Source organism: Arthrobacter sp. zg-Y1110 (assembly GCF_025244865.1).
Classification (GTDB): domain Bacteria; phylum Actinomycetota; class Actinomycetes; order Actinomycetales; family Micrococcaceae; genus Arthrobacter_B.
Map to the genome: position 1 here is coordinate 2,671,349 of NZ_CP104272.1, position 20,027 is coordinate 2,691,375.

Sequence of the window (20,027 nt, forward strand, 5' to 3'; positions counted from 1 at the left end):
AAGCGTACCTAAGAGGTCTTAGATTGCACCAAATAAGCACGCTTATAGAGAGAATGGGGGTATGTGTGCGCTTGCGAAGGACCAGGCCCGAAAGGACTTCCTGCGACTGCGGCGGGAGTTGACCGCGGAGGACAGGGCCGAAGCGGTCCAGGGGCTGGCCCGCATCGGGCTGCGGGGGGTCCAGCAACGGGTACCCAGGGGCGGAACCGTGGCCGGCTACCTCTCCGTGGGGAGCGAGCCGGGCATGGATGCGCTGCTCTCCGGCCTGGTTAGGGCCGGGTACCGCGTGGTGGTCCCGGTGTGCGAACCCGAATGGCAGCTGTCATGGTCCGATTGGACCCCCGGGACGGAGTTGGTGCCTGGACTGCATGGTTCCCTGCTGGAACCCGCTGGGCAACGCTACGCCGCCTCCGACCTGCCGGAGCTGGGCCTTGTCCTTGTTCCCGCACTGGCCGCGGATTCCGCGGGCGGACGGATGGGCAAGGGCGGTGGCTACTATGACCGGTTCCTGGCCAAGCTGCGGGCGGACGGCAACCCTGCGGCTGCCGTCGCAGTGGTTTTCGAGCACGAATACGTTCCTGCCGGCAGCTTCGAAACCACTCCCCTGGACGCAGCCGTGGACGCCGTGCTCACCCCCGAAGCCTGGCGGCCTGTGCCATCGGAGCACATGTATACTTAGCACTCAAGGCTTGAGAGTGCCAGCTTTGAGAGTGCCCCAAGGAGGATTACCAGAGTGCCCACGTATGCCTACGCCTGCAAGGATTGCTCCCATTCGTTCGATATCCAGCAGTCCTTCAGTGAAGACTCCCTGACGGTCTGCCCCGAGTGCGGCGGCCGCCTGCGCAAGAAGTTCAACAGCGTCGGAGTTGTCTTCAAGGGTTCCGGTTTCTACCGCACCGATTCGCGCGAGGCTGCCTCCACGGTTCCTGCTGCCCCGTCCAAGACCGAGAGCTCGGCGGCACCGGCAACAACTTCCGGCAGCGGGACGTCCACGCCCGCAGCCGCCGCAGGCTCCGGCAGCGCCCAGCCGTAAGTCCTGCCGCCGGACCTGCTTCCCCGGCGGCATAGCCTCCAAGCCCTCCGGTCCTGCACCGGCCCGCGCGGCTTGCCTGCCCGTGCATCCACTGTGCACTGCGCCTCCACACCTGCCTTTCCGGCCGGACCGCTCCCGTGTACGTTGAGCCTTGCGCAGGCCAACCCCCTGTTACGGGGCGACTGCCGCTAGCGTCGTGCCATGCCTTTTCGCCGCCGCTCTGCCAAGGTGCCCCCCGGTGCTGCTGCCTACCCGGGACAGTCGTTGCTTCCCGGCGGTCCCTTCTCGGGGATGCGCCGTTTCATTGTCCGTCACCGCCGCCTCCTGGCCGCCCTGGCCTGCTGCGCCGCCGCGGGGTCTGCGGTCGAAGCGCTGGTACCGGCGGCTGCGGAACGGACCGTGATTGTGCGCGCGGCCCGGGATTTGCCAGCCGGTACGGTGCTGGACTCCGGGAAGCTGGAAACTGTCCGCCTACCGGCTGAAGCCGTCCCGCCGGGTGCCCATGAACAGCCGGACTCGCTGGTGGGCAGGCGACTTGCTACGCCGCTGTTGCGCGGCAGCCCCGTCACGGACATTTCCCTGGCCGGTGCCGGACTTTTGGCCGGTGCCCCGCCCGGTTCCGTGGCCGTGCCGCTGCGCCCGGCGGACCCGTCCGTCCTCGATCTGCTGGGCCCTGGGCAACTCGTCAACGTTGTTGCGGGTGCTGAAGCAGCATGGGTGGGCGCCGAGTCGGGGCCATATGCGGGGGACGGGAGCAGCGCGGTGGTGCTGGCGTCCTCGGTGCCGGTGCTGTGGGTGTCCGGCGGCGAGCCCGCGGGCGGCGGCTGGCCGGGCAACGGCGGCGGAGACGGCCTGGTGGTGGTGGCCGCGGATCGGGAGAACGCTGCCCGCCTCACGGCGGCTTCGGGGAACGAAGGGATCTATCTTGTCCTGACGGACGGCTAGCGGCGGCAAGGCGGGAGGCGGTTACCCCCAGTGCGGAGGCCGCTGCTCCCGGAGCCAGGATTCGCTGTCTTCCGTGCTGTCGCCCCAGGCCCGGGGATCATCTTCCTTGGCGACGACGGGCAACAACCCGGCCGGCCCGCCGGGTCCGGGCGAAACCGCACGGCGGTTTCCGCGCCTGCGGGTGCCGGTGCTGCCGCTGCTGTTGGTGCTGGTGTTGGTGCTGCCGTCCGTGGACGGGCGTTCGCCCGCCGCGGCCGTGTTGCCGGTCCCCGAGGCCGCGGCGGTCTCCTCCGCCGCGGCCTTCCCTGTGGGTTCCTTAGTCATCGCTCATTCTCCTGCTGCGTTGTCCGGGACGGATCCCGACCTCCGTTCACGCATCCGGCTGCTTCCGTGCGGAGTCACCGTTATCCGGGCTTCCGGGCGGGCAGCTTCATCCGTGCCGGTCTCGGCAGTAGCCGTGCTGCGGGGCACGGGCTGCTGCCCGACAGGAGGATCCGGCAGCTCGAGGTAGCGGCTCACCAGGTCGGCGCAGGCGGACGGGTCGCTGAAGACCTCGATGGTCCACAGCGGCATATACCGCCAGCCGCGCCGCTCAAGCAGCTGCGGCCGGAGCCGGCTGCGTTCACGCACGGACATGGCCCGGTAGCGTTCGGTGCCGTCGGACTCGATGGCCAGCGGTGCCGGCGTGCCGGTCGGACCGGCCGAATGGGGAGCCGCAGCGACAATGTCGATGGCGCCGTCGTAGTGGACCCAGACCTTGGCACCGCGTTCCCGCAGGCGGCCGACCAGATCCGCGACCAGCGGATCCTCCTCCATGATGCCTCCGGCAGCAGAGATTTCCTCCCTGGCGGTTTCCGGATCGAGCTCCCGCTTGATGAGCTCGTAGAAGTCCAGGGCGCCGTAGCCCAGCCGCGTGCGGTCCAGGTCTGCCGGCTGGAAGCAGGTCAGCACATGCTGCTTGTAACGTGCCCGGGTCATGGCCGTGACGAATTTCTTGCGTCCGTCAGGTGCCGACAACGGGCCGAAGTTGTGCAGGGCACGCCCGTGCGGGGTACGCCCGAAGCCCAGCGAGAAGATCACGCAGTCCCGGACCATGCCCACGGCGCGGTCCACCGGCACTACCCGGAAGGACTCGGACTTCGCCGTGAAGAAGTCCGCGGCCCAGGGGAAGTTGGCCATCTGGACACGGATTGCCTCGGCCACCCGCACGGCGTGGCGCGGGCTGGCGGTGATGACGCCGAGGGACTGGTGCGGGCGGCGGCGGATGTGTTCGAAGACCAGGTCAACCACGCGGTTGACCTCAGCTGCGACACTTTCCACGCCCTCATGGTCAGCGCTGGGCATGCCGGTGCCGTCCGGCAGGTATTCCACGGAGAGTGCGCGGTGGCCGGTGGTGACCTCGTCTGCACTCGGAACCATGGAAAGGCGTCCGCCGTAGAAGGACTCGCTGAGCTGGCGCAGCAGTGCCTTGTCGGTGCCGCGGTAAACGGTGGACAGGCAGCGTGTGGGGAGAACGCGCTCCAGCGCCTCGAAGGCGCTGAGCAGCTCAACATGCTGCGGTGCCGCACCGGCCGGCTCAACACCGATGGTGAACGGCCGCGGCCCGCCCAGGCAGCTGTCGCCGAAGGCGATAACCTGCGAAGCGCGTGCCAGTGCCGGAACTGCAGACTGCAGGCTGGTGGACTCGGCATCGAGGAGGACCACGGTGTCGAAGCGGCGGTGTTCGGGCAGTACCATCGGCAGCACCAAGGGGCTCGCAGCCCACACCGGAAGCAGCGAGGACACGAGTTCCTCGGACTGCAGGCTCAGGCTGTCCAGGGACAACTCGCCGTCCTTGAGCAGCTCGCGCAGGTCTTCGGCAGCACCCTTCGCAGCCTGGACGCCCGAGCGCCAGCGCGACGCAAGGCTCCAACGCAGCCGGGCTGCGCCCGAGGCAATGTGGGCGTTGTCCGCCAGCCGGTACTCCGCTTCGAGGCGGCGCAGGCTGTTGCCGTCGGACATGGCAAGGTAATCGTCGCCGCTGATCATGGCTTCAAGGGCTGACTGCCACCATGCCAGTTCCAGCTCGTAACCCACGTGGCGGGGCTGGACCTCGCGTGCGCTCAGGTCATCCAGCAGTTCGCCCAGGCCCTGGGCACGCATCTCGTCGAGCAGCAGGGTCCGTTCGGGCAGCGTTTCCAGAGTTTCCCGGTCCCCCGCGAGCTGGCTGAGCTGCTTCTCGAGTTCATCGAGCGGCAGGGAGGCCAGGTCCGGGTGGAGCGGCGTCTCCGCCAGAATGCCGGTCAAGGTATCCAGCTGGCGCTTGACCAGCAGGTAGGAACGGTTGATCTCGGCCAGGCCGGTAGGCACCGAGGGGTGGCGCTGCGTGGTGGCGTAGCGGGTCCAGACGGCGCGCTGCTGCTGCACCTCGGCCAGGGAGGCGTGCAGGTCGGAAATATGCACACCGGGCCGGACGTATTCCTTGGCCACGCGCCGCAGTCGGGAGCGGGTCATGGAGCTCATATCGATGCCGCGTTCCCGCCGCCAGGACGAAGACGCGGTTGCCGAGATCAGGTCTGTCACCGGGCGGTCGAAAATGTCCGGGGTGAACTTGTCCAGGCTTTCGCGCACGGCAACCAGCAGTTCCAGCTGTTCGCCCCACTGGGCAAATGTTTCGCCGAGGCGGATTTCGGAATGCTCGGCCACGTCCTGGACCTTGGCGCGCAGTGCAGGCAGGTCCGCCGCAAGGGTCTGGGTCAGCGCGTACGCTTCTTCCGTTTCCTTGCGGTTGAGCAGCTTGGCTCCGTACCACGGGCTAGTGGTTGCTGCCCGGCTGAAGCTGCCGAGTTCGGCGGCCCGGCGCAGGCGGCCGGAGAGTTCGGTGCGGTCGGTGATGCTGTCCAGGACGCTCCGCTTGAGCCGGACGGTGGTGGCCGGCGCTGGGTTCATGGAGGTCAGCTCGGCCAGGGACTGCATGGCCTGGTAGGGCGAGCACCCCCAGCGGCGGCGGACGTTGTGCAGCGACTTCACGTGGTCGCGGAGCTGGTGGCGGTTTTCGAGCAGGACCTTGTGCAGGCTGTCCAGTTCCGGGGCCTGCGCCTTTTCGTTGCGCACGATGGCCCGGACCAGCTGGTCCTTCAACTGCTGCTGGGTGAGGCCGGCGTTGGCCTGCAGGACCAGGGAGCCAAGCTGCATCGCGTCCAGCTCGGAGACGAACTGGTTCAGGGTGCTGCGCCGTTCCGCCACTACCAGGACGGATTTGCCGGCATTGGCCAGCGCCGCCACGGCGTTGAGCGCGGTCTGGGTCTGGCCTGTACCGGCCGGCGCGGAGACTACCAGCGACTGGCCTGCGTTGATCAGGTCCAGGACTTCCTGCTGCTGGCGGTCGGCGTCGAGGATGAGCAGCTCATCGGCGGGATCCCGCTCGTCCAGTGCCGGCAGGTCCAGCGGTTCGGGGATGGCCGGACCGGTGGAGCCGTCCCGGGCGGCGTCGATCAGTGCGCGGAGGATCGGATGGGCCGGGTCCAGCGCCGGATCCTCGCTGAGGTCGGACAGGTCGGCGAAGGTGGAAACCAGCAGGCGGTGTTCAATGTTGATTCCGCGGACGCTGCCGGTGACGGCACGGAGCTTTTCCAGCACGGGGTGGGGATCAAAGCGGGCGGTGCCGTAGGCGAGGCGGGTGAGCGCGTCGACGTCGATGTCCAGACCCTGCTCATGCTGCAGGTGGCGGACCAGGGCGGGGTTCAGCGCCGCCTTTTCGGTCAGCTGCAGCTCGTAGTCATCCTGTGAGGCGTGAACCGTCAGCGCAACGGGCGTGAGCAGCACGGGGGCCGTCAGGGACTCGGGACGCAGTGCTTCATCCGAGGCGTAGCGCCAGGACGCGGTTCCCGCGGCCATGTAGCCGACGTCGATGCCGCGGTCGGTGCCCAGCTCGTAGATCTTCGCGCGCAGCAGGCGGCCCGCCTTCATGGCGGCACCGTACTGGTCCGGGTCCCGCAGCAGGGTCGACAGGCGGGTCCGCCGGCCGGCGAGCAACTGGGCCAGGCCGGAGGGATGCGCGTGCGTCAGGTCGATGCTGTTGGCGGCGGACGGCGTGAAATGGAGCAGTGTGTCCGTTCCGGCGTGCTGTCCCAATTGTCCCAGCCACGGCAGCAGGAAGTCCGAGGGATTCTCCCCGGTATTCTGCTCAGACACTAGTGCCCTCTTTTCTGCACTTCCGCGCGTTCTCGACCAAATTGGCATACCTTCAAAACTATCGCGTCGGGGCGGGTTTCCCGAACATAGCAACGCGGGGGACAAAACCGAGGACGGCCGAAACGGCCGTCCTCGGTGCCCTTTACGCTATTCCCACTCGATTGTTCCCGGCGGCTTGCTGGTTACGTCCAGCACCACGCGGTTGATTCCGTCCACTTCGTTGGTGATGCGGTTGGAAATGCGGGCCAGCAGATCGTACGGAAGCCGCGACCAATCAGCGGTCATCGCGTCTTCGCTGGAGACCGGACGAAGCACGATGGGGTGCCCGTAGGTCCGGCCGTCGCCCTGGACGCCGACGCTGCGGACATCAGCCAGGAGCACTACCGGCATCTGCCACACTTCGTCGTCGAGCCCTGCACTGGTCAGTTCGGCGCGGGCGATGGCGTCGGCCCGGCGCAGCAGTTCCAGCCGCTCGTGCGTGACCTCGCCCACAATGCGGATACCCAGCCCGGGGCCGGGGAAGGGCTGGCGGCCCACGATCTCGGCCGGCAGGCCGAGTTCGGCGCCGACCGCACGGACCTCGTCCTTGAAGAGCGCCCGCAGGGGCTCAACCAGTTCGAACTTCATGTCCTCCGGCAGCCCGCCCACGTTGTGGTGGCTCTTGATGTTGGCTGCGCCTTCGCCGCCGCCGGACTCGACGACGTCCGGGTACAGGGTGCCCTGCACCAGGAAGCGGATCGGCTCGCCCTCTGCTTCGGCCTTGGCCATGATGGCCCGCTCGGCTTCTTCGAAGGCGCGGATGAATTCTCGGCCGATGATCTTGCGCTTGGTCTCGGGATCGGAGACCCCGGCCAGGGCGCTCAGGAAGCGTTCCTGCTCGTTGGCGACGTAGAGGTTAACGCCGGTGGCTGCCACGAAATCGCGTTCCACCTGCTCTGCTTCGCCTTCGCGGAGCAGCCCGTGGTCAACGAAGACACAGGTCAGCTGGTCCCCGACGGCGCGCTGCACCAGGGCGGCGGCTACGGCGGAGTCGACGCCGCCGGACAGGCCGCAGATGACCCGCGAGTTGCCTACCTGTGCGCGGATGCGTGCAACCTGCTCTTCGACGATGTTGCCGGTGGTCCAGCTGCGTTCGAGCTTGGCGCCCTTGAAGAGGAAGTTTTCCAGGACGGCCTGGCCGTGCGCGGAGTGCTTGACCTCGGGGTGCCACTGCACGCCGTAAAGGCCTTTTGCCTCGTTGGCGAAGGCAGCGACGGGTGCGCCTGCCGTGCTGGCCAGGACGTCGAAGCCCTCGGGGGCTTCCTGCACGCTGTCGCCGTGGCTCATCCAGGTGTTCTGCTCGTCCGGGGTGCCTTCCAGGATGGACCGGGCGCCGCCGACGGCGCGTGCGTCGGTGGAACCGTACTCCCGCAGTCCCGTCTTGGCGACCTTGCCGCCCATGGCGGCAGCCATCGCCTGGAAGCCGTAGCAGATGCCGAAGACCGGAACACCGGATTCGAACAGGTCTGCGTCAACCTTGGGGGCGCCTTCGGCGTACACGCTGGAGGGGCCGCCGGAGAGAATAATGGCAGCTGGGTTCTTGGCGAGCAGCTGCTCGGTGCTGTAGGTGTGGGGAACCACCTCGGAGTAGACATCTGCTTCGCGCACCCGGCGGGCAATCAACTGGGCGTACTGCGCTCCGTAGTCCACTACAAGGACGGGCCGCTCTTCAATGGGATCTGTCGCGGGATTAGTCACGTTTCAAGGATAGTCGGCCCGCCCCCGGCCATGCACACCGTGCCGGTTCCGCCGGCTGCGGGCAACCGGCGGAACCCTCTCCCCTAGTAGCGCTTGGCCGCTTCAGGGTGCGCTTCGAGCTCTGCCAGGACCTGTTTGTGGATTCGGCCTTCGACCACAAAGGAGAGGAACGGCACAACGCCGCCGAGCGCAATCAGGATGAACTTGGAGAACGGCCAGCGCATCAGCTGCCACAGCCGGAAGTCGGAGAGCAGGTACACCACGTACATCCAGCCGTGCAGGATGAGCACGCCGATGGAGAGGTTGACGCTGCCGACGATGATCTCCGTGTCAAAGCCGTACTTGGCGATCATCTCCACGACGAGGGCGAGCAGCAGCACGCCGGTCACGTAGGAAAAGACCTTGTAGAACTTCAGGGCCGAACGAATCTGGGCATGGGTGCCGCCGAACCGGCGCTTCTTTTTCCTCGGTGCCTTGGCGGTGCTTGCGGATTCGCTCACTTGGTTACCTCACTGCTGGGATGATCGTTGTCGGGTTCGGTTGCGTCGGTGGAGTCGTCGTCGTACTCGTCCTCATAGTCGTCGTCCTCGAGGCTGCGGTTGTGCTCGTCGGCGACCAGGCGCCACCACAGGAAGACGGAGAAGCCTGCGAAGACGATCCACTCAAGGGCGTAGAAAATGTTGAGCCAGTTGACCGGGGTTTCCTCCGGCTGGGCACTCACCACCACGGTTTCCATGCCGCCGGCGTCCACAGCGGCGCCGTCGACGGTGATTTCCGAAGCCGTGACGAACGCCGAGTAGGCGGGCGCGTCCCAGAGGTTGATCAGTTCGGCGGTGGAAAGCGCGGTAACCCGGCCGTCCTCGGGGGTCGCGGGCAGCGGGGCCTCGGAAGGCAGCAGGCGCCCGACGACGACGGCCTCGCCGGCGGGTGGGGTCGTGACGTCTTCCGGTTCGGAGACCCAGCCGCGGACCACCGGAATGAATTCGCCCGAGGGTGCGCCGTCGACGTTGAAGGCGGTGACCGCCCAGTAGCCCATCTCGCCGTCCTGGAGCCGCTCCTGAACGAGGACGGACTTGTCCGGATCGAAGGACCCCGTGAAGGAAACCATCTGGTCCGCTTCGGTTTCATACATCGGCTTACCCGGGGTGAAGGCCTCGGTCAGCGGCCGGACGTCCTCGGTGGCGCGGGGCTCGCCGGACTCCTCCGATTCGGCACTGGAAAACTGCCATTGGCTCAACAGCACAAAGACCGTCGAGATGACCAGGGCAAAGAGCAGGCCGGCGATCCAACGCGGCTGCAGGGCAGTTTTGAGCACTCGTTAACGGTACTTCGTCAAGCTGTAGAAAACCCAATGCCGGTATGCGGCCGCTTCAGTGGTCAAAAAAGACCAGGGATGAATTGATCAGCTCGGCAATCACCTCTGCGTCATTGGCCCGGCGCAGGGAATCCCGGAAGGACGGCCGGAACAGGGACCGGGCCAGCGTGGCAAGGACTTCCAGGTGCTGCGAGAAGGAGGCCGCCGGCGTGGCAATGAGCAGGATCACGGTCGCCGGACCGTCGGCTGCTCCGAAATCCACGCTGTGGCCGTAGCGGGTGATGCCCACTGCGATCGAGGTTTCGTGCACGTATTCGCTGCGGGCATGCGGGAGACCGATCCCGCCCGGCAGGCCGGTGGCCATTTGGTGCTCCCTGGCGTGAACCTGTTCGAGGAAACCCTCCAGGTTGCTGATCCGGCCGGCGCGGTACAACCGTTCGGCCAGCTGGGCGGCGGCATCGTACCTGTCTGCCGCCTCCATGCCGAGGATCACTATCCCGGGGTCGGTCAGGACCGCCCCGGCTTCGTTCAGGGTGAGCTCTTCGGCCGGGGCCGGTTCCAAGGGGTGTTCAGTGTTCGGGGACAGGTGTTCGTTCAAGGGGCTTTCTGCATTTCCGTTAGTCCGTGGTGCCGCACTAGATGCGCGGTGCTATGTCCTCGGCCGCCAGGCGGGCGGTGTCGGCGCTCTTGTCATCCGGCTGTTCCTGGCTGCGGCGTTCCGCGTCGACGCGTGCAAGGTAGTGGGCGACTTCGCTCTCCACGCGGTCAAGGTCCCAGCCCAGCAGCGGCGCCATCAGTTCGGCCACCACCGGTGCGGCCGAGACGCCCCGGTCAAAGGTTTCGATGGAGATCCGGGTCCGCCGGGCGAGGACGTCCTCGACATGCCGGGCACCTTCGTGCGTGGTGGCATACACGGCTTCCGCGCGCAGGTAGTCGTCGGCGCCGGGCAGCGGTTCCGCGAGCGTCGGGTCCGCCTTGATGAGCTCGAGCAGGTCGTCGCTCATGGAGCCGTAGCGGTTGAGCAGATGCTCTACCCGCACCACGTGCACCCCGTACTCGTCGGCGGTGCGGTGCCTGCGGTTCCATGCTGCTTTGTAGCCCACCGCGCCCAGGAGGGGGATGGTCTGCGTGCAGCTCTCGGGAACCTTTTCATCCAGTGCCCGGGCTGCCTCATCCACGGCGTCCTTGGCCATGACCCGGTAGGTGGTCCATTTACCGCCGGCAACCACCACGAGTCCCGGCACCGGGTGGGCCACCACGTGTTCACGCGAGAGTTTGGCAGTGGAGTCGTTTTCCCCGGCCAGCAGCGGCCGCAGTCCCGCATAGACCCCTTCCACGTCCTCCCGTGTCAGCGGCGTCTTCAGCACCAGGTTCACATGCTCGAGGATGTAGTCGATGTCCGCCGAGGTGGCCGCCGGGTGGGCCTTGTCCAGGTTCCAGTCCGTGTCGGTGGTGCCGATAATCCAGTGCCGCCCCCACGGGATCACGAAGAGCACGGATTTTTCCGTCCGCAGGATCATGCCGACGGTGGACTGGATCCGGTCCTTGGGAACCACCAGGTGGACGCCCTTGGACGCGCGGACCTTCAGCTGCCCGCGGTCGGTCACCATGGCCTGGGTTTCATCCGTCCAGACGCCGGTGGCATTGACCACCTGGCTTGCCGCGATGTCGAACTCGCTGCCGGTTTCCTGGTCGCGGACGCGGGCCCCGACCACGCGTTCGCCCTCGCGCAGGAAGTCGACGACGGCGAGCCGGTTGACCACTGCGGCACCGTAATGCGCGGCTGTGCGGACCATGTTGGCCACGTACCGGGCGTCGTCCACCTGGCCGTCGTAGTAGCGGATGGCACCCACCATGGCGTCATCCTTCAGGCTCGGCGCCATCCGCAGTGTCTGGCTCCGGGTCAGGTGCTTCTGCATGGGCACCCCGCGGGAGTTCCCGGAGGTCATGCCCATGGTGTCGTACAGGAAGATGCCGGCGCCCACGTACGGCCGCTCGATGAACCGCTTGGTCAGCGGGTACAGGAACGCCACGGGCTTCACCAGGTGCGGGGCGATCCGCTGCAGCAGCAGCCCCCGTTCCTTCAACGCCTCCTGGACCAACGCGAAATCGAGCATCTCCAGATAGCGCAGGCCGCCGTGGATGAGCTTGGAGGACCGCGACGACGTTCCCGACGCCCAGTCCCGGGCCTCCACCATGCCTACCTTCAGCCCGCGCGTCACCGCGTCCAGCGCGGCGCCGGCGCCCACCACGCCGCCGCCGACGATCAGGATGTCCAGCTCATTGCCCGGCGCGGTGGTTGCCCGGAGCTTGTCCATGGCATCTGTCCGGTACTCGGGGCTCAGGGCGTCTGCAGTCATGGTCCAGGTTCCTCTCTAGGGTCCTGCCGTAGCTGCGTCCACTCTATGGGCTGGGCGCCGGTATTTACAGGCTGTACTGGTAGGGCGACACCAGCACTTCGATGCGCTGGAACGCTTTCAGGTCCGAGTAGCCGGTGGTGGCCATTGCCCGGCGCAGCGCACCCATGAGGTTGGAGGTGCCGTTGGTGTGGTGGGACGGCCCCCAAAGGACCTCTTTCAACGGTCCGACGGTGTCCAGCCGGACCCTGTCGCCGCGCGGCAGCTCGCTGTGGTGTGCTTCCTGCCCCCAGTGCCAGCCCTGGCCCGGTGCCTCTTCGGCTCGGGCCAGCGCGGAACCGAGCATCACGGCGTCGGCGCCCATAGCGAAGGCCTTGATGATGTCGCCGCTGGTGCCCATGCCGCCGTCGGCGATCACGTGCACGTACCGTCCGCCGGACTCGTCCATGTAGTCCCGGCGGGCCTCGGCGATGTCGGAGATGGCCGTGGCCATGGGCGCGTGGATGCCCAGCGCACGCCGGGTGGTAGTGGTCGCGCCGCCGCCGAACCCGACGAGGACGCCGGCCGCGCCGGTCCGCATCAGGTGCAGGGCCGGGGTGTAGCCGGCGGCTCCGCCGACGATCACCGGAACATCAAGTTCGTAGATGAACTGCTTCAGGTTCAGTGGTTCCACGGTCTTGGACACGTGCTCGGCCGAAACGGTGGTGCCGCGGATAACGAAGACATCGACGCCGGCGGCGAGGACGGTCTTGTAGAACTCCTGGGTGCGCTGCGGGGTGAGCGAGCCGGCAACGGTCACGCCGGCGTCGCGCATTTCGGCCAGGCGGGAGCTGATCAGGTCGGCCTGGATCGGTGCGTTGTAGATTTCCTGCAGGCGGCGGGTGGCGGCGGGGTTGAAGTTGTCGCTGCTGAGGGCGGCGATTTCGTCCAGCAGAGGTTCCGGATTCTCGTACCGGGTCCACAGGCCCTCGAGGTTCAGCACGCCGAGTCCGCCGAGCCTGCCGAGGGCAATGGCTGAAGCCGGAGACATCACCGAGTCCATCGGGGCGCCGATGACCGGCATCTCGAACTGGTAGGCATCGATCTGCCAGTTGATCGACACATCCTGGGGGTCGCGGGTGCGCCGCGAGGGCACAATCGCCACGTCATCCAGGGAGTAGGCTCTGCGCCCATGCTTGCCACGGCCAATTTCTATCTCGTTACTCACGTTCCCTAGGTTATCCCAGTGCGCGGCGTCGGCCCGAAAGCTCCCGGGTATCGGGCCGTTGTAAGTACGGACCGGGCCCTTAAACCCCAAGGGCAGCCCCTGCGCAGTACGCAGGGGCTGCCCTTGGCAGGTAAGACGGGTTAGCGGCGTCCGTAGTTCGGTGCCTCGGCCGTCATCATGATGTCGTGCGGGTGGGATTCCTTCAGCCCGGCCGGGGTGATCCGGACAAACTTACCCTTCGCCTTCAGCTCTTCAATGGTGCGTGCACCCGTGTAGAACATGGTCTGGCGCAGGCCGCCGACCAGCTGGTGCGCCACGGCGGAAAGCGGTCCGCGGTAGGGCACCTGGCCTTCAATGCCTTCCGGAATCAGCTTCTCGTCGCTGGGGACGTCGGCCTGGAAGTACCGGTCCTTGGAGTAGGAGGTGTTCTTGCCCCGGGACTGCATGGCCCCGAGCGACCCCATGCCGCGGTAGGACTTGAACTGCTTGCCGTTGACGAAGACCAGGTCGCCCGGGCTTTCCGCGGAGCCTGCCAGCAGGCCGCCAAGCATTACGGTGTCGGCGCCGGCCACGATGGCCTTGCCGATGTCGCCCGAGTACTGCAGGCCGCCGTCGGCGATCAGCGGGACGCCCGCCGGGATGGCTGCCTTGGAAGCTTCGTAGATGGCGGTGATCTGCGGGACGCCCACTCCGGCAACTACGCGGGTGGTGCAGATGGAACCCGGCCCCACGCCTACCTTGACGGCGTCGGCACCGGCGTCGATCAGGGCCTGGGCGCCTTCGCGGGTGGCTGCCTGTCCGCCGATGATGTCCACGTGCGCGGCAGCCGGGTCCTTCTTGAGGCGGGCAATCATTTCCAGCACGCCCGCACTGTGGCCGTTGGCGGTGTCCACCACGAGGATGTCGACGCCGGCCTCGACCATGGACATGGCCCGCTCGTAGCCGTCGCCGAAGAAGCCGATGGCGGCACCGACGCGCAGGCGGCCCTCGTCATCCTTGGTGGCCAGCGGGTACTGCTCGGCCTTGTCGAAGTCCTTGACGGTGATCAATCCCTGCAGCTTGCCGGCGTCGTCCACCAGCGGCAGTTTCTCGATCCGGTTCTTGCCCAGCAGCTCCATGGTTTCTGCGGCGCTGATGCCCACCCGGCCGGTGATGAGCGGCATGCGGGTCATGACCTCTTCGACCTTGCGGCTTGGGTAGTCGGCACGCGGAATGAAGCGGGTGTCGCGGTTGGTGACAATGCCCAGCAGGGTGTTTTCGGTATCCACCACCGGCAGGCCCGAAACACGGAAATGCGCACAGAGGTCGTCGAGTTCCTGCAGGGTGGCGTCGGGGGAAATCGTCACCGGGTTGGTGATCATGCCGGATTCGCTGCGCTTGACCCGGTCAACATGCTCCGCCTGGTCGGCAATGGAGAGGTTCCGGTGGATCACGCCGAGGCCGCCCTGCCGGGCCATGGCGATGGCCATGCGGGATTCGGTGACCGTGTCCATCGCGGCGGAAAGCAGCGGGGTCTGCACGGTGATGCGCTTGGACAGCCGGGAACTGGTGTCGGCTTCAGAGGGAATGACATCCGTCGGGCCAGGCAGCAGGAGGACGTCGTCGTAGGTCAGGCCGACGAAGCCGAACGGATCGTGTTCTGGGTACTGCTGACTCAAAGCTGCGCCTCTTTCGGGGATGAGAGGAAGGAAAAGGCCCGATTTAGCCTGTACCTATCGTAAAGCGAAAGCGGGCCCGCCCCTATTCCTCCCCGAAGGTATCTGCCGCCTGTGAGGGATGCCACGGCAGAAAGCAAAGGCCCCGCCCCGGAAACGGGTTCCGGAGGCGGGGCCGAGGCCGATTTCCGCACGTGAGGCGCGGATCAGGGCTGATTAGTGCTGGTGACCGTGGTCGTTGTCCTCTTCGGCCGGCTTCTCCACCACGAGGGCTTCGGTGGTGAGCACCAGCGAAGCGATCGAGGCGGCGTTGCGCAGGGCCGAGCGGGTGACCTTGACCGGGTCGATGATGCCGGCGGCAATGAGGTCTTCGTACTCGCCGGTGGCGGCGTTGAAGCCGTGGTTGACTTCCAGCTCACCAACCTTGGCAACGACGACCATACCTTCGGAACCGGCATTCTCGGCGATCCAGCGCAGCGGCTGTGCCAGTGCACGGCGGACCAGGCCGACGGCGGTGGCGGCGTCGCCCTGCAGCTTCGTCACCTCCGGATCGGTGTCCAGTGCGCGGGCAGCGTGGACCAGCGCGGAACCGCCGCCGGCCACAATGCCCTCTTCGAGTGCGGCACGGGTGGAGGAAACGGCATCTTCGATACGGTGCTTCTTTTCCTTCAGCTCCACCTCGGTGGCTGCACCAACGCGGATGACGCCGATGCCGCCGGACAGCTTGGCGAGGCGTTCCTGCAGCTTCTCGCGGTCCCAGTCCGAATCGGTGCGCTCGATCTCGGCACGGATCTGTGCCACGCGGTCGGCGACGTCGGCTTCGGAGCCGGTGCCGTCAACAATCGTGGTGTTGTCCTTGGTGACCGTGATGCGGCGGGCGGAGCCCAGCACCTCAAGGCCAACCTGGTCCAGCTTCAGGCCGAGGTCGGGGCTGACCACCTGGGCGCCGGTGAGGGTCGCGATGTCCTGCATCATTGCCTTGCGGCGGTCACCGAAGCCCGGAGCCTTGACGGCGACGACGTTCAGGGTGCCGCGGATCTTGTTGACCACCAGGGTGGACAGGGCTTCCCCGTCTACGTCTTCGGCGATGATGAACAGCGGCTTGGAGGTCTGCAGAGCCTTTTCCAGCAGCGGCAGGAACTCGGCGACGGAGGAGATCTTGCCGGAGTTGATCAGGATCAGCGCGTCTTCGAGGACGGCTTCCTGGCGCTCCGGGTCGGTCACGAAGTACGGCGAGAGGTAGCCCTTGTCGAACTGCATGCCCTCGGTGATGGCCAGCTCGGTCTGCGTCGAGGAGGACTCCTCGATCGTGATGACGCCGTCCTTGCCGACGGTGTCGAAGGCCTGGGCCAGCAGCTCGCCGATCTCGGTGCTCTGCGCGGAGATTGCCGCAACGTGGGCAACCTGGTTGCCTTCAACTTCCTTGGCGTTCTCCAGCAGGCGCTTGGCTACCGCGTCAACGGACACCTCGATGCCGCGCTTGAGCTGCCCGGGGGCAGCACCGGCGGCAACGTTGCGCAGGCCTTCCTTGACCAGGGCCTGTGCCAGCACGGTGGCCGTGGTGGTGCCGTCGCCGGCAACATCGTTGGTCTTGGTGGCTACTTCCTTGGCCAGCTGTGCACCGAGGTTCTCGTACGGGTCGTCCAGCTCAATTTCGCGGGCAATCGTGACGCCGTCGTTGGTGATGGTGGGAGCGCCCCAGGTCTTGGCCAGGACGACGTTGCGGCCGCGCGGGCCGAGGGTCACCTTGACCGTGTTGGCGAGCTTATCGACGCCTGCTTCGAGCGAGCGACGGGCGGAGTCATTGAACTCCAACTGCTTTGCCATGTGTGTGTCCTTTCCGACAACTACATCTGCACCTACATCAGAAAACCCCGGCCAGAATCGTGGCCGGGGTTTTCCAGGGGAACTACTTTACGACGACGGCCAGCACGTCGCGGGCGGACAGCACCAGGTATTCCTGGCCGCCGTGCTTGACTTCGGTTCCGCCGTACTTGGAGTAAATGACTACGTCGCCTTCGGCAACGTCAACCGGGATGCGGTTGCCGTTGTCATCAACGCGGCCGGGTCCAACTGCAACTACTTCACCCTCCTGGGGCTTTTCCTTTGCAGTGTCCGGGATTACCAGGCCGGAAGCAGTGGTCTGCTCGGCTTCGAGGGGGCGGACAACAATACGATCCTCAAGGGGCTTAATAGAGACCGACACTCGGGCTCTCCTTTGCGTAGTTTCTAACGGAATGGGGCCGTTGGTCTGGCGCTGGCCGTCGTCGCGGTGCCGGTTCGCGCTTTCCCTTCGGGAGTTAGCACCCTCACGTTCGGAGTGCTAACTCAGACTTTATGCAACGGTTAGCACTCGGTCAAGGTGAGTGCCAGCGTGCGCCGCCTGCCCGCCCCTCTCCCCCGTACTGGCGGGCAGGTAAATGAAGAACGGGATTTGCTTAGGTTCTCCTAACCGGGATAGTTTTCATCTGCGCACCATTAGAAAACATTTCTGTGACCTAATCCCCGGATTGGCACATCGACTCTCACCGGAGCCCCCATGATCACCAAGTCCCGCCTGCTGGCCGGAACCGCCCTTGTGTCCCTCCTCGCGCTCAGCGCCTGCTCCACTGAAGCAGCAGAGGCGGACGTCGAGTCCGCACAGGCCTCAACCGTGACGGTCGAGCACGCCCAGGGAAGCACCGAAGTTCCGGTGAACCCGGAGACCGTGTACACCTTCGACCTCGGCGCCCTCGACACCATGGATGCCCTCGACATTGACGTCGACGGCGTGCCTGCCGCCAACTTCCCTCAGAGCCTCTCCCAGTACGGCGCCGAAGAGATCACCAAGATCGGCAGCATGAAGGAGCCCGACTTCGAAGCGATCAACGCCGGCGCTCCGGACCTGATCATCATTTCCGGCCGGGTTGCCGATTCTTACGAAGAATTAAGCAAGATTGCCCCCACCATCGACCTCAGCGTCGATAACGCCGATTCCTGGAACTCCTTCAAGGAAAACACCCAGACCCTCGGCACGATCTTCGAAAAGGAAGACCTGGTTGAAGAGAAGCTGGGCGCCCTTGAAGGCAAGGTCGAAGACACCAAGGAACTGGCCGCCGACGCCGGCAACGGCCTGATCGTTATGACCAGCGGCGGGGAAATGACCGCCTACGGCGCAGGCTCGCGGTTCGGCATCATCCACGACGTCCTGGGCCTGGAACCGGCCGCCGAAGTCAAGGGCGAAGGTAAGCACGGCGAATCCGTTTCCTTCAACTACATTGCGGATACCAATCCGGACCACCTGTTCGTCATTGACCGCGACGTAGCCGTCGGCACCTCCGGCGAAGCCGCCTCCGCCGTGCTCGACAACGATCTGGTCAAGAGCACCAAGGCTGCCCAGAACGGAAACATCACCATGCTGGACTCCGCCAGCTGGTACCTGGTCGGATACGGCCTGAACAACGTGGACACCATGGTTAACACCGTCCACGACGCTCTCTAGCCGCCCCTCTGCGCTCCGTGGCCCGGCACCGTCAGTGCCGGGCCACGGAGGAACTGGATACCGAAACATGACTGCCCCCGCCGTGCCGGCAAAGAAACCGGCCCCCGCGTCCGCCGCCGCTCCCCCGGAACGGCGGCGCTTTGTGCGTTCAACCGCCGCACTGGTCCTAGGGGTCTGCGTTGTGGTGCTGCTGGCGGCCGTCAGCCTTTTCGTCGGCGTCGGTGACCTTTCGCTCGCCTCGCTGCTGTCCGGGGATCCCACCACGCACATGCTGTTCTGGGTCAGCCAGCTCCCCCGCACGCTGAGTATTGTCCTGGCGGGCATGGCCCTGAGCGTGGCCGGGCTGATCATGCAGCTGATGGCCCGGAACAAGTTCGTGGAACCCTCCACCGTCGGCACGGTGGAGTCGGCCCAGCTGGGGATCCTGGCGGTGACCGTGCTGCTGCCGGGCGCCTCCATGTTCCTGAAGATGTCCACGGCTTCGGTCTTCGCCGCTGCAGGAACCGCACTCTTCCTGCTCATCCTGCGCCGGATCCCGCTGCGCAACACCCTGATCGTTCCCCTGGTGGGCATCATGCTCGGCGGCGTGATTTCCGCCGTCACCACTTTCTTCGCCTACCGCACCGACCTCCTCCAGACGCTGAACAGCTGGATGATCGGCGACTTCTCCGGCGTCCTGCGCGGCCGCTACGAACTGCTCTGGATTGTCGGCGCCCTGACCCTGATCGGCTACCTGGCCGCGGACCGTTTCACGGTTGCCGGCATGGGGCAGGACTTCACCACCAACCTCGGCCTGAACTACAACCGGGTCATGGCGCTCGGACTGGTGATCGTCTCGCTCATCAGCGCCGTGGTGGTAGTCAGCGTCGGCTCCATCCCGTTCCTGGGCCTGATCGTGCCCAACCTGGTGTCCCTGCTGATCGGTGACAACGTCCGCCGCGCGGTGCCCTGGGTCGCCGTCTTCGGAGCGGGCTTCGTCCTGCTCTGCGACATCATCGGACGCACCATCCGCTACCCGTATGAAATCCCGGTGGGTGTAGTGGTTTCCGCCGTAGGCAGCGTCATCTTCCTGTACCTCCTCCTACGCAAGCGCGGTTCCCATGCCTGATCCATCCACCAGCGCACTGCCCGCAGCACTTACCGAGCACCGCCGGCGTCCCGTCCGGACCGTTCCAGCCCGCTTCTGGATCATCACCCTGGGCCTGGTCGCGGCGGCACTGGTTGCGGTGTTCATGACCATTGAGCTGCGCGGAAACCTGGGTTACGCACTGCCGCGCCGGGCGATCAAGGTGGGCTCCATGATCCTGGTGGCCTACGCCGTCGGGGTTTCCACCGTCCTGTTCCAGACCGTCACCGCCAACCGGATCCTCACGCCGTCGATCATGGGCTTCGATGCCCTCTACGTGCTGATCCAGACGGTCCTGGTGTTTGCCTTGGGCGGCGGCGCCCTGCTGTCCCTGGGCGCGCCGATCCGCTTCAGCCTCGAGGTGCTGCTGATGGTCGGGTTCTCGTTCCTGCTGTACCGGTGGCTGTTCACCGGCGGCGGGAAATCCCTGCACTTGATGCTGCTGGTCGGAATTGTCTTCGGCACGATGTTCCGCGGCTTCTCCTCGCTGCTGCAGCGGCTGATCGACCCGAGCGAATTCATCATCCTGCAGGACCTGTTCTTTGCCAGCTTCAACAATGTCGACGCCGCCCTGCTGGGCTACTCCGCGGCCGCCGTCGCGCTTGTCAGTGCCGTCGCCTGGCGGATGCGCCACTCCTTCGATGTCCTGGCCCTGGGCCGCGAGACCGCGGTGAACCTGGGAGTGGACCACAAGCGGGCGGTCACCGCCACGCTGATCATCTGCTCGGTGCTCGTCGCGGTGTCCACGGCCCTGGTCGGTCCGGTGACCTTCTTCGGGCTCCTCATTGCGTCCCTGGCCTACCAGCTCTGCGCGAAGTTCCGGCATGCTTCGGTGCTGCCGATTGCCGTTCTGCTGGGAATCATCGCCCTGGTGGGCGGCCAGCTGGTGCTGGAGCGGATCTTCGACTTCGACACCGCGCTGAGCATCGTCATCGAGTTCGTGGGCGGCATCGTGTTCCTCATCCTGCTCCTGAGGGGAAACGTGAAATGACCCTCCT

At 66.2% G+C, this 20,027-nt stretch carries 17 protein-coding genes; 6 read left to right on the forward strand and 11 right to left on the reverse strand.

Features of this window, described 5'->3' with window-relative positions; genetic code table 11:
- The first annotated feature begins 61 nt into the window (after nucleotides 1–61).
- From N2K99_RS12440 to N2K99_RS12450, 3 genes are all read left to right on the forward strand, one after another.
- Nucleotides 62–679: a 5-formyltetrahydrofolate cyclo-ligase gene (locus N2K99_RS12440; protein ID WP_227933056.1), complete on the forward strand. Its 618-nt coding sequence runs from the start codon at nucleotides 62–64 to the stop codon at nucleotides 677–679.
- Between the two features lie 54 nt (nucleotides 680–733).
- On the forward strand, nucleotides 734–1,033 hold the full coding sequence (locus N2K99_RS12445) for an FmdB family zinc ribbon protein (protein WP_227918599.1): 300 nt from the start codon (nucleotides 734–736) through the stop codon (nucleotides 1,031–1,033).
- Between the two features lie 201 nt (nucleotides 1,034–1,234).
- On the forward strand, nucleotides 1,235–1,978 hold the full coding sequence (locus tag N2K99_RS12450; RefSeq protein ID WP_227933055.1) for an SAF domain-containing protein: 744 nt from the start codon (nucleotides 1,235–1,237) through the stop codon (nucleotides 1,976–1,978).
- A 21-nt stretch (nucleotides 1,979–1,999) separates the two neighbouring features.
- Here the strand turns inward: N2K99_RS12450 and N2K99_RS19085 are convergent, their stop codons facing one another.
- The 11 genes from N2K99_RS19085 to groES all read right to left on the reverse strand — a co-directional run bounded on the left by N2K99_RS19085 (nucleotide 2,000) and on the right by groES (nucleotide 16,628).
- The gene (locus N2K99_RS19085) at nucleotides 2,000–2,302 is read right to left on the reverse strand and encodes a hypothetical protein (RefSeq protein ID WP_308036341.1); all 303 of its coding nucleotides are present in this window, start codon (nucleotides 2,300–2,302) and stop codon (nucleotides 2,000–2,002) included.
- A 3-nt stretch (nucleotides 2,303–2,305) separates the two neighbouring features.
- On the reverse strand, nucleotides 2,306–6,151 hold the full coding sequence (locus N2K99_RS12455) for a DUF4011 domain-containing protein (RefSeq protein ID WP_308036340.1): 3,846 nt from the start codon (nucleotides 6,149–6,151) through the stop codon (nucleotides 2,306–2,308).
- A 147-nt stretch (nucleotides 6,152–6,298) separates the two neighbouring features.
- On the reverse strand, nucleotides 6,299–7,888 hold the full coding sequence (guaA, locus tag N2K99_RS12460) for a glutamine-hydrolyzing GMP synthase (RefSeq protein ID WP_227918603.1): 1,590 nt from the start codon (nucleotides 7,886–7,888) through the stop codon (nucleotides 6,299–6,301).
- Nucleotides 7,889–7,971: 83 nt separating this feature from the next.
- Entirely contained in the window at nucleotides 7,972–8,388 is a 417-nt protein-coding gene (locus N2K99_RS12465; RefSeq protein WP_227918609.1) for a DUF3817 domain-containing protein, read from the reverse strand.
- Entirely contained in the window at nucleotides 8,385–9,203 is an 819-nt protein-coding gene (locus N2K99_RS12470) for an SURF1 family protein (protein WP_227933054.1), read from the reverse strand. The genes N2K99_RS12465 and N2K99_RS12470 overlap by 4 nt, the downstream gene beginning before the upstream one ends.
- Before the next feature lie 55 nt (nucleotides 9,204–9,258).
- Nucleotides 9,259–9,684 carry a PTS sugar transporter subunit IIA gene (locus N2K99_RS12475; RefSeq protein ID WP_231709167.1) on the reverse strand — a complete coding sequence of 142 codons (426 nt, stop codon included), beginning with the start codon at nucleotides 9,682–9,684 and terminating at the stop codon, nucleotides 9,259–9,261.
- 154 nt (nucleotides 9,685–9,838) lie between these two features.
- On the reverse strand, nucleotides 9,839–11,563 hold the full coding sequence (locus tag N2K99_RS12480) for a glycerol-3-phosphate dehydrogenase/oxidase (protein ID WP_227933052.1): 1,725 nt from the start codon (nucleotides 11,561–11,563) through the stop codon (nucleotides 9,839–9,841).
- 64 nt (nucleotides 11,564–11,627) lie between these two features.
- Nucleotides 11,628–12,767, reverse strand: a complete 1,140-nt coding sequence (locus N2K99_RS12485) for a GuaB3 family IMP dehydrogenase-related protein (protein ID WP_227918616.1) — start codon at nucleotides 12,765–12,767, stop codon at nucleotides 11,628–11,630.
- Nucleotides 12,768–12,907: 140 nt separating this feature from the next.
- The gene (gene guaB / locus N2K99_RS12490; RefSeq protein WP_227918618.1) at nucleotides 12,908–14,425 is read right to left on the reverse strand and encodes an IMP dehydrogenase; all 1,518 of its coding nucleotides are present in this window, start codon (nucleotides 14,423–14,425) and stop codon (nucleotides 12,908–12,910) included.
- 213 nt (nucleotides 14,426–14,638) lie between these two features.
- A complete protein-coding gene (gene groL / locus N2K99_RS12495; protein ID WP_227918619.1) occupies nucleotides 14,639–16,249 on the reverse strand; it encodes a chaperonin GroEL in 1,611 nt (536 codons plus the stop codon).
- 82 nt (nucleotides 16,250–16,331) lie between these two features.
- Nucleotides 16,332–16,628 carry a co-chaperone GroES gene (gene groES, locus N2K99_RS12500; protein WP_146361179.1) on the reverse strand — a complete coding sequence of 99 codons (297 nt, stop codon included), beginning with the start codon at nucleotides 16,626–16,628 and terminating at the stop codon, nucleotides 16,332–16,334.
- 333 nt (nucleotides 16,629–16,961) lie between these two features.
- Between groES and N2K99_RS12505 the strand changes: the two genes are divergently transcribed.
- The 3 genes from N2K99_RS12505 to N2K99_RS12515 all read left to right on the forward strand — a co-directional run bounded on the left by N2K99_RS12505 (nucleotide 16,962) and on the right by N2K99_RS12515 (nucleotide 20,020).
- Nucleotides 16,962–17,903, forward strand: a complete 942-nt coding sequence (locus N2K99_RS12505; protein WP_227918620.1) for a siderophore ABC transporter substrate-binding protein — start codon at nucleotides 16,962–16,964, stop codon at nucleotides 17,901–17,903.
- A gap of 67 nt (nucleotides 17,904–17,970) precedes the next feature.
- Nucleotides 17,971–19,011 carry an ABC transporter permease gene (locus tag N2K99_RS12510; RefSeq protein ID WP_227918625.1) on the forward strand — a complete coding sequence of 347 codons (1,041 nt, stop codon included), beginning with the start codon at nucleotides 17,971–17,973 and terminating at the stop codon, nucleotides 19,009–19,011.
- On the forward strand, nucleotides 19,004–20,020 hold the full coding sequence (locus tag N2K99_RS12515; RefSeq protein WP_227918627.1) for an iron chelate uptake ABC transporter family permease subunit: 1,017 nt from the start codon (nucleotides 19,004–19,006) through the stop codon (nucleotides 20,018–20,020). The genes N2K99_RS12510 and N2K99_RS12515 overlap by 8 nt, the downstream gene beginning before the upstream one ends.
- Nucleotides 20,021–20,027 lie beyond the last annotated feature (7 nt).

Bases quoted from the DNA above. Each gene is read 5' to 3' on its own strand.
- N2K99_RS12440 (WP_227933056.1), top strand. From the start codon at position 62: ATGTGTGCGCTTGCGAAGGACCAGGCCCGAAAGGACTTCCTGCGACTG.
- N2K99_RS12450 (WP_227933055.1), top strand. From the start codon at position 1,235: ATGCCTTTTCGCCGCCGCTCTGCCAAGGTGCCCCCCGGTGCTGCTGCC.
- N2K99_RS19085 (WP_308036341.1), bottom strand. From the start codon at position 2,302: ATGACTAAGGAACCCACAGGGAAGGCCGCGGCGGAGGAGACCGCCGCG.
- N2K99_RS12475 (WP_231709167.1), bottom strand. From the start codon at position 9,684: ATGGAGGCGGCAGACAGGTACGATGCCGCCGCCCAGCTGGCCGAACGG.
- N2K99_RS12480 (WP_227933052.1), bottom strand. From the start codon at position 11,563: ATGACTGCAGACGCCCTGAGCCCCGAGTACCGGACAGATGCCATGGAC.
- groL (WP_227918619.1), bottom strand. From the start codon at position 16,249: ATGGCAAAGCAGTTGGAGTTCAATGACTCCGCCCGTCGCTCGCTCGAA.
- N2K99_RS12505 (WP_227918620.1), top strand. From the start codon at position 16,962: ATGATCACCAAGTCCCGCCTGCTGGCCGGAACCGCCCTTGTGTCCCTC.
- N2K99_RS12510 (WP_227918625.1), top strand. From the start codon at position 17,971: ATGACTGCCCCCGCCGTGCCGGCAAAGAAACCGGCCCCCGCGTCCGCC.
- N2K99_RS12515 (WP_227918627.1), top strand. From the start codon at position 19,004: ATGCCTGATCCATCCACCAGCGCACTGCCCGCAGCACTTACCGAGCAC.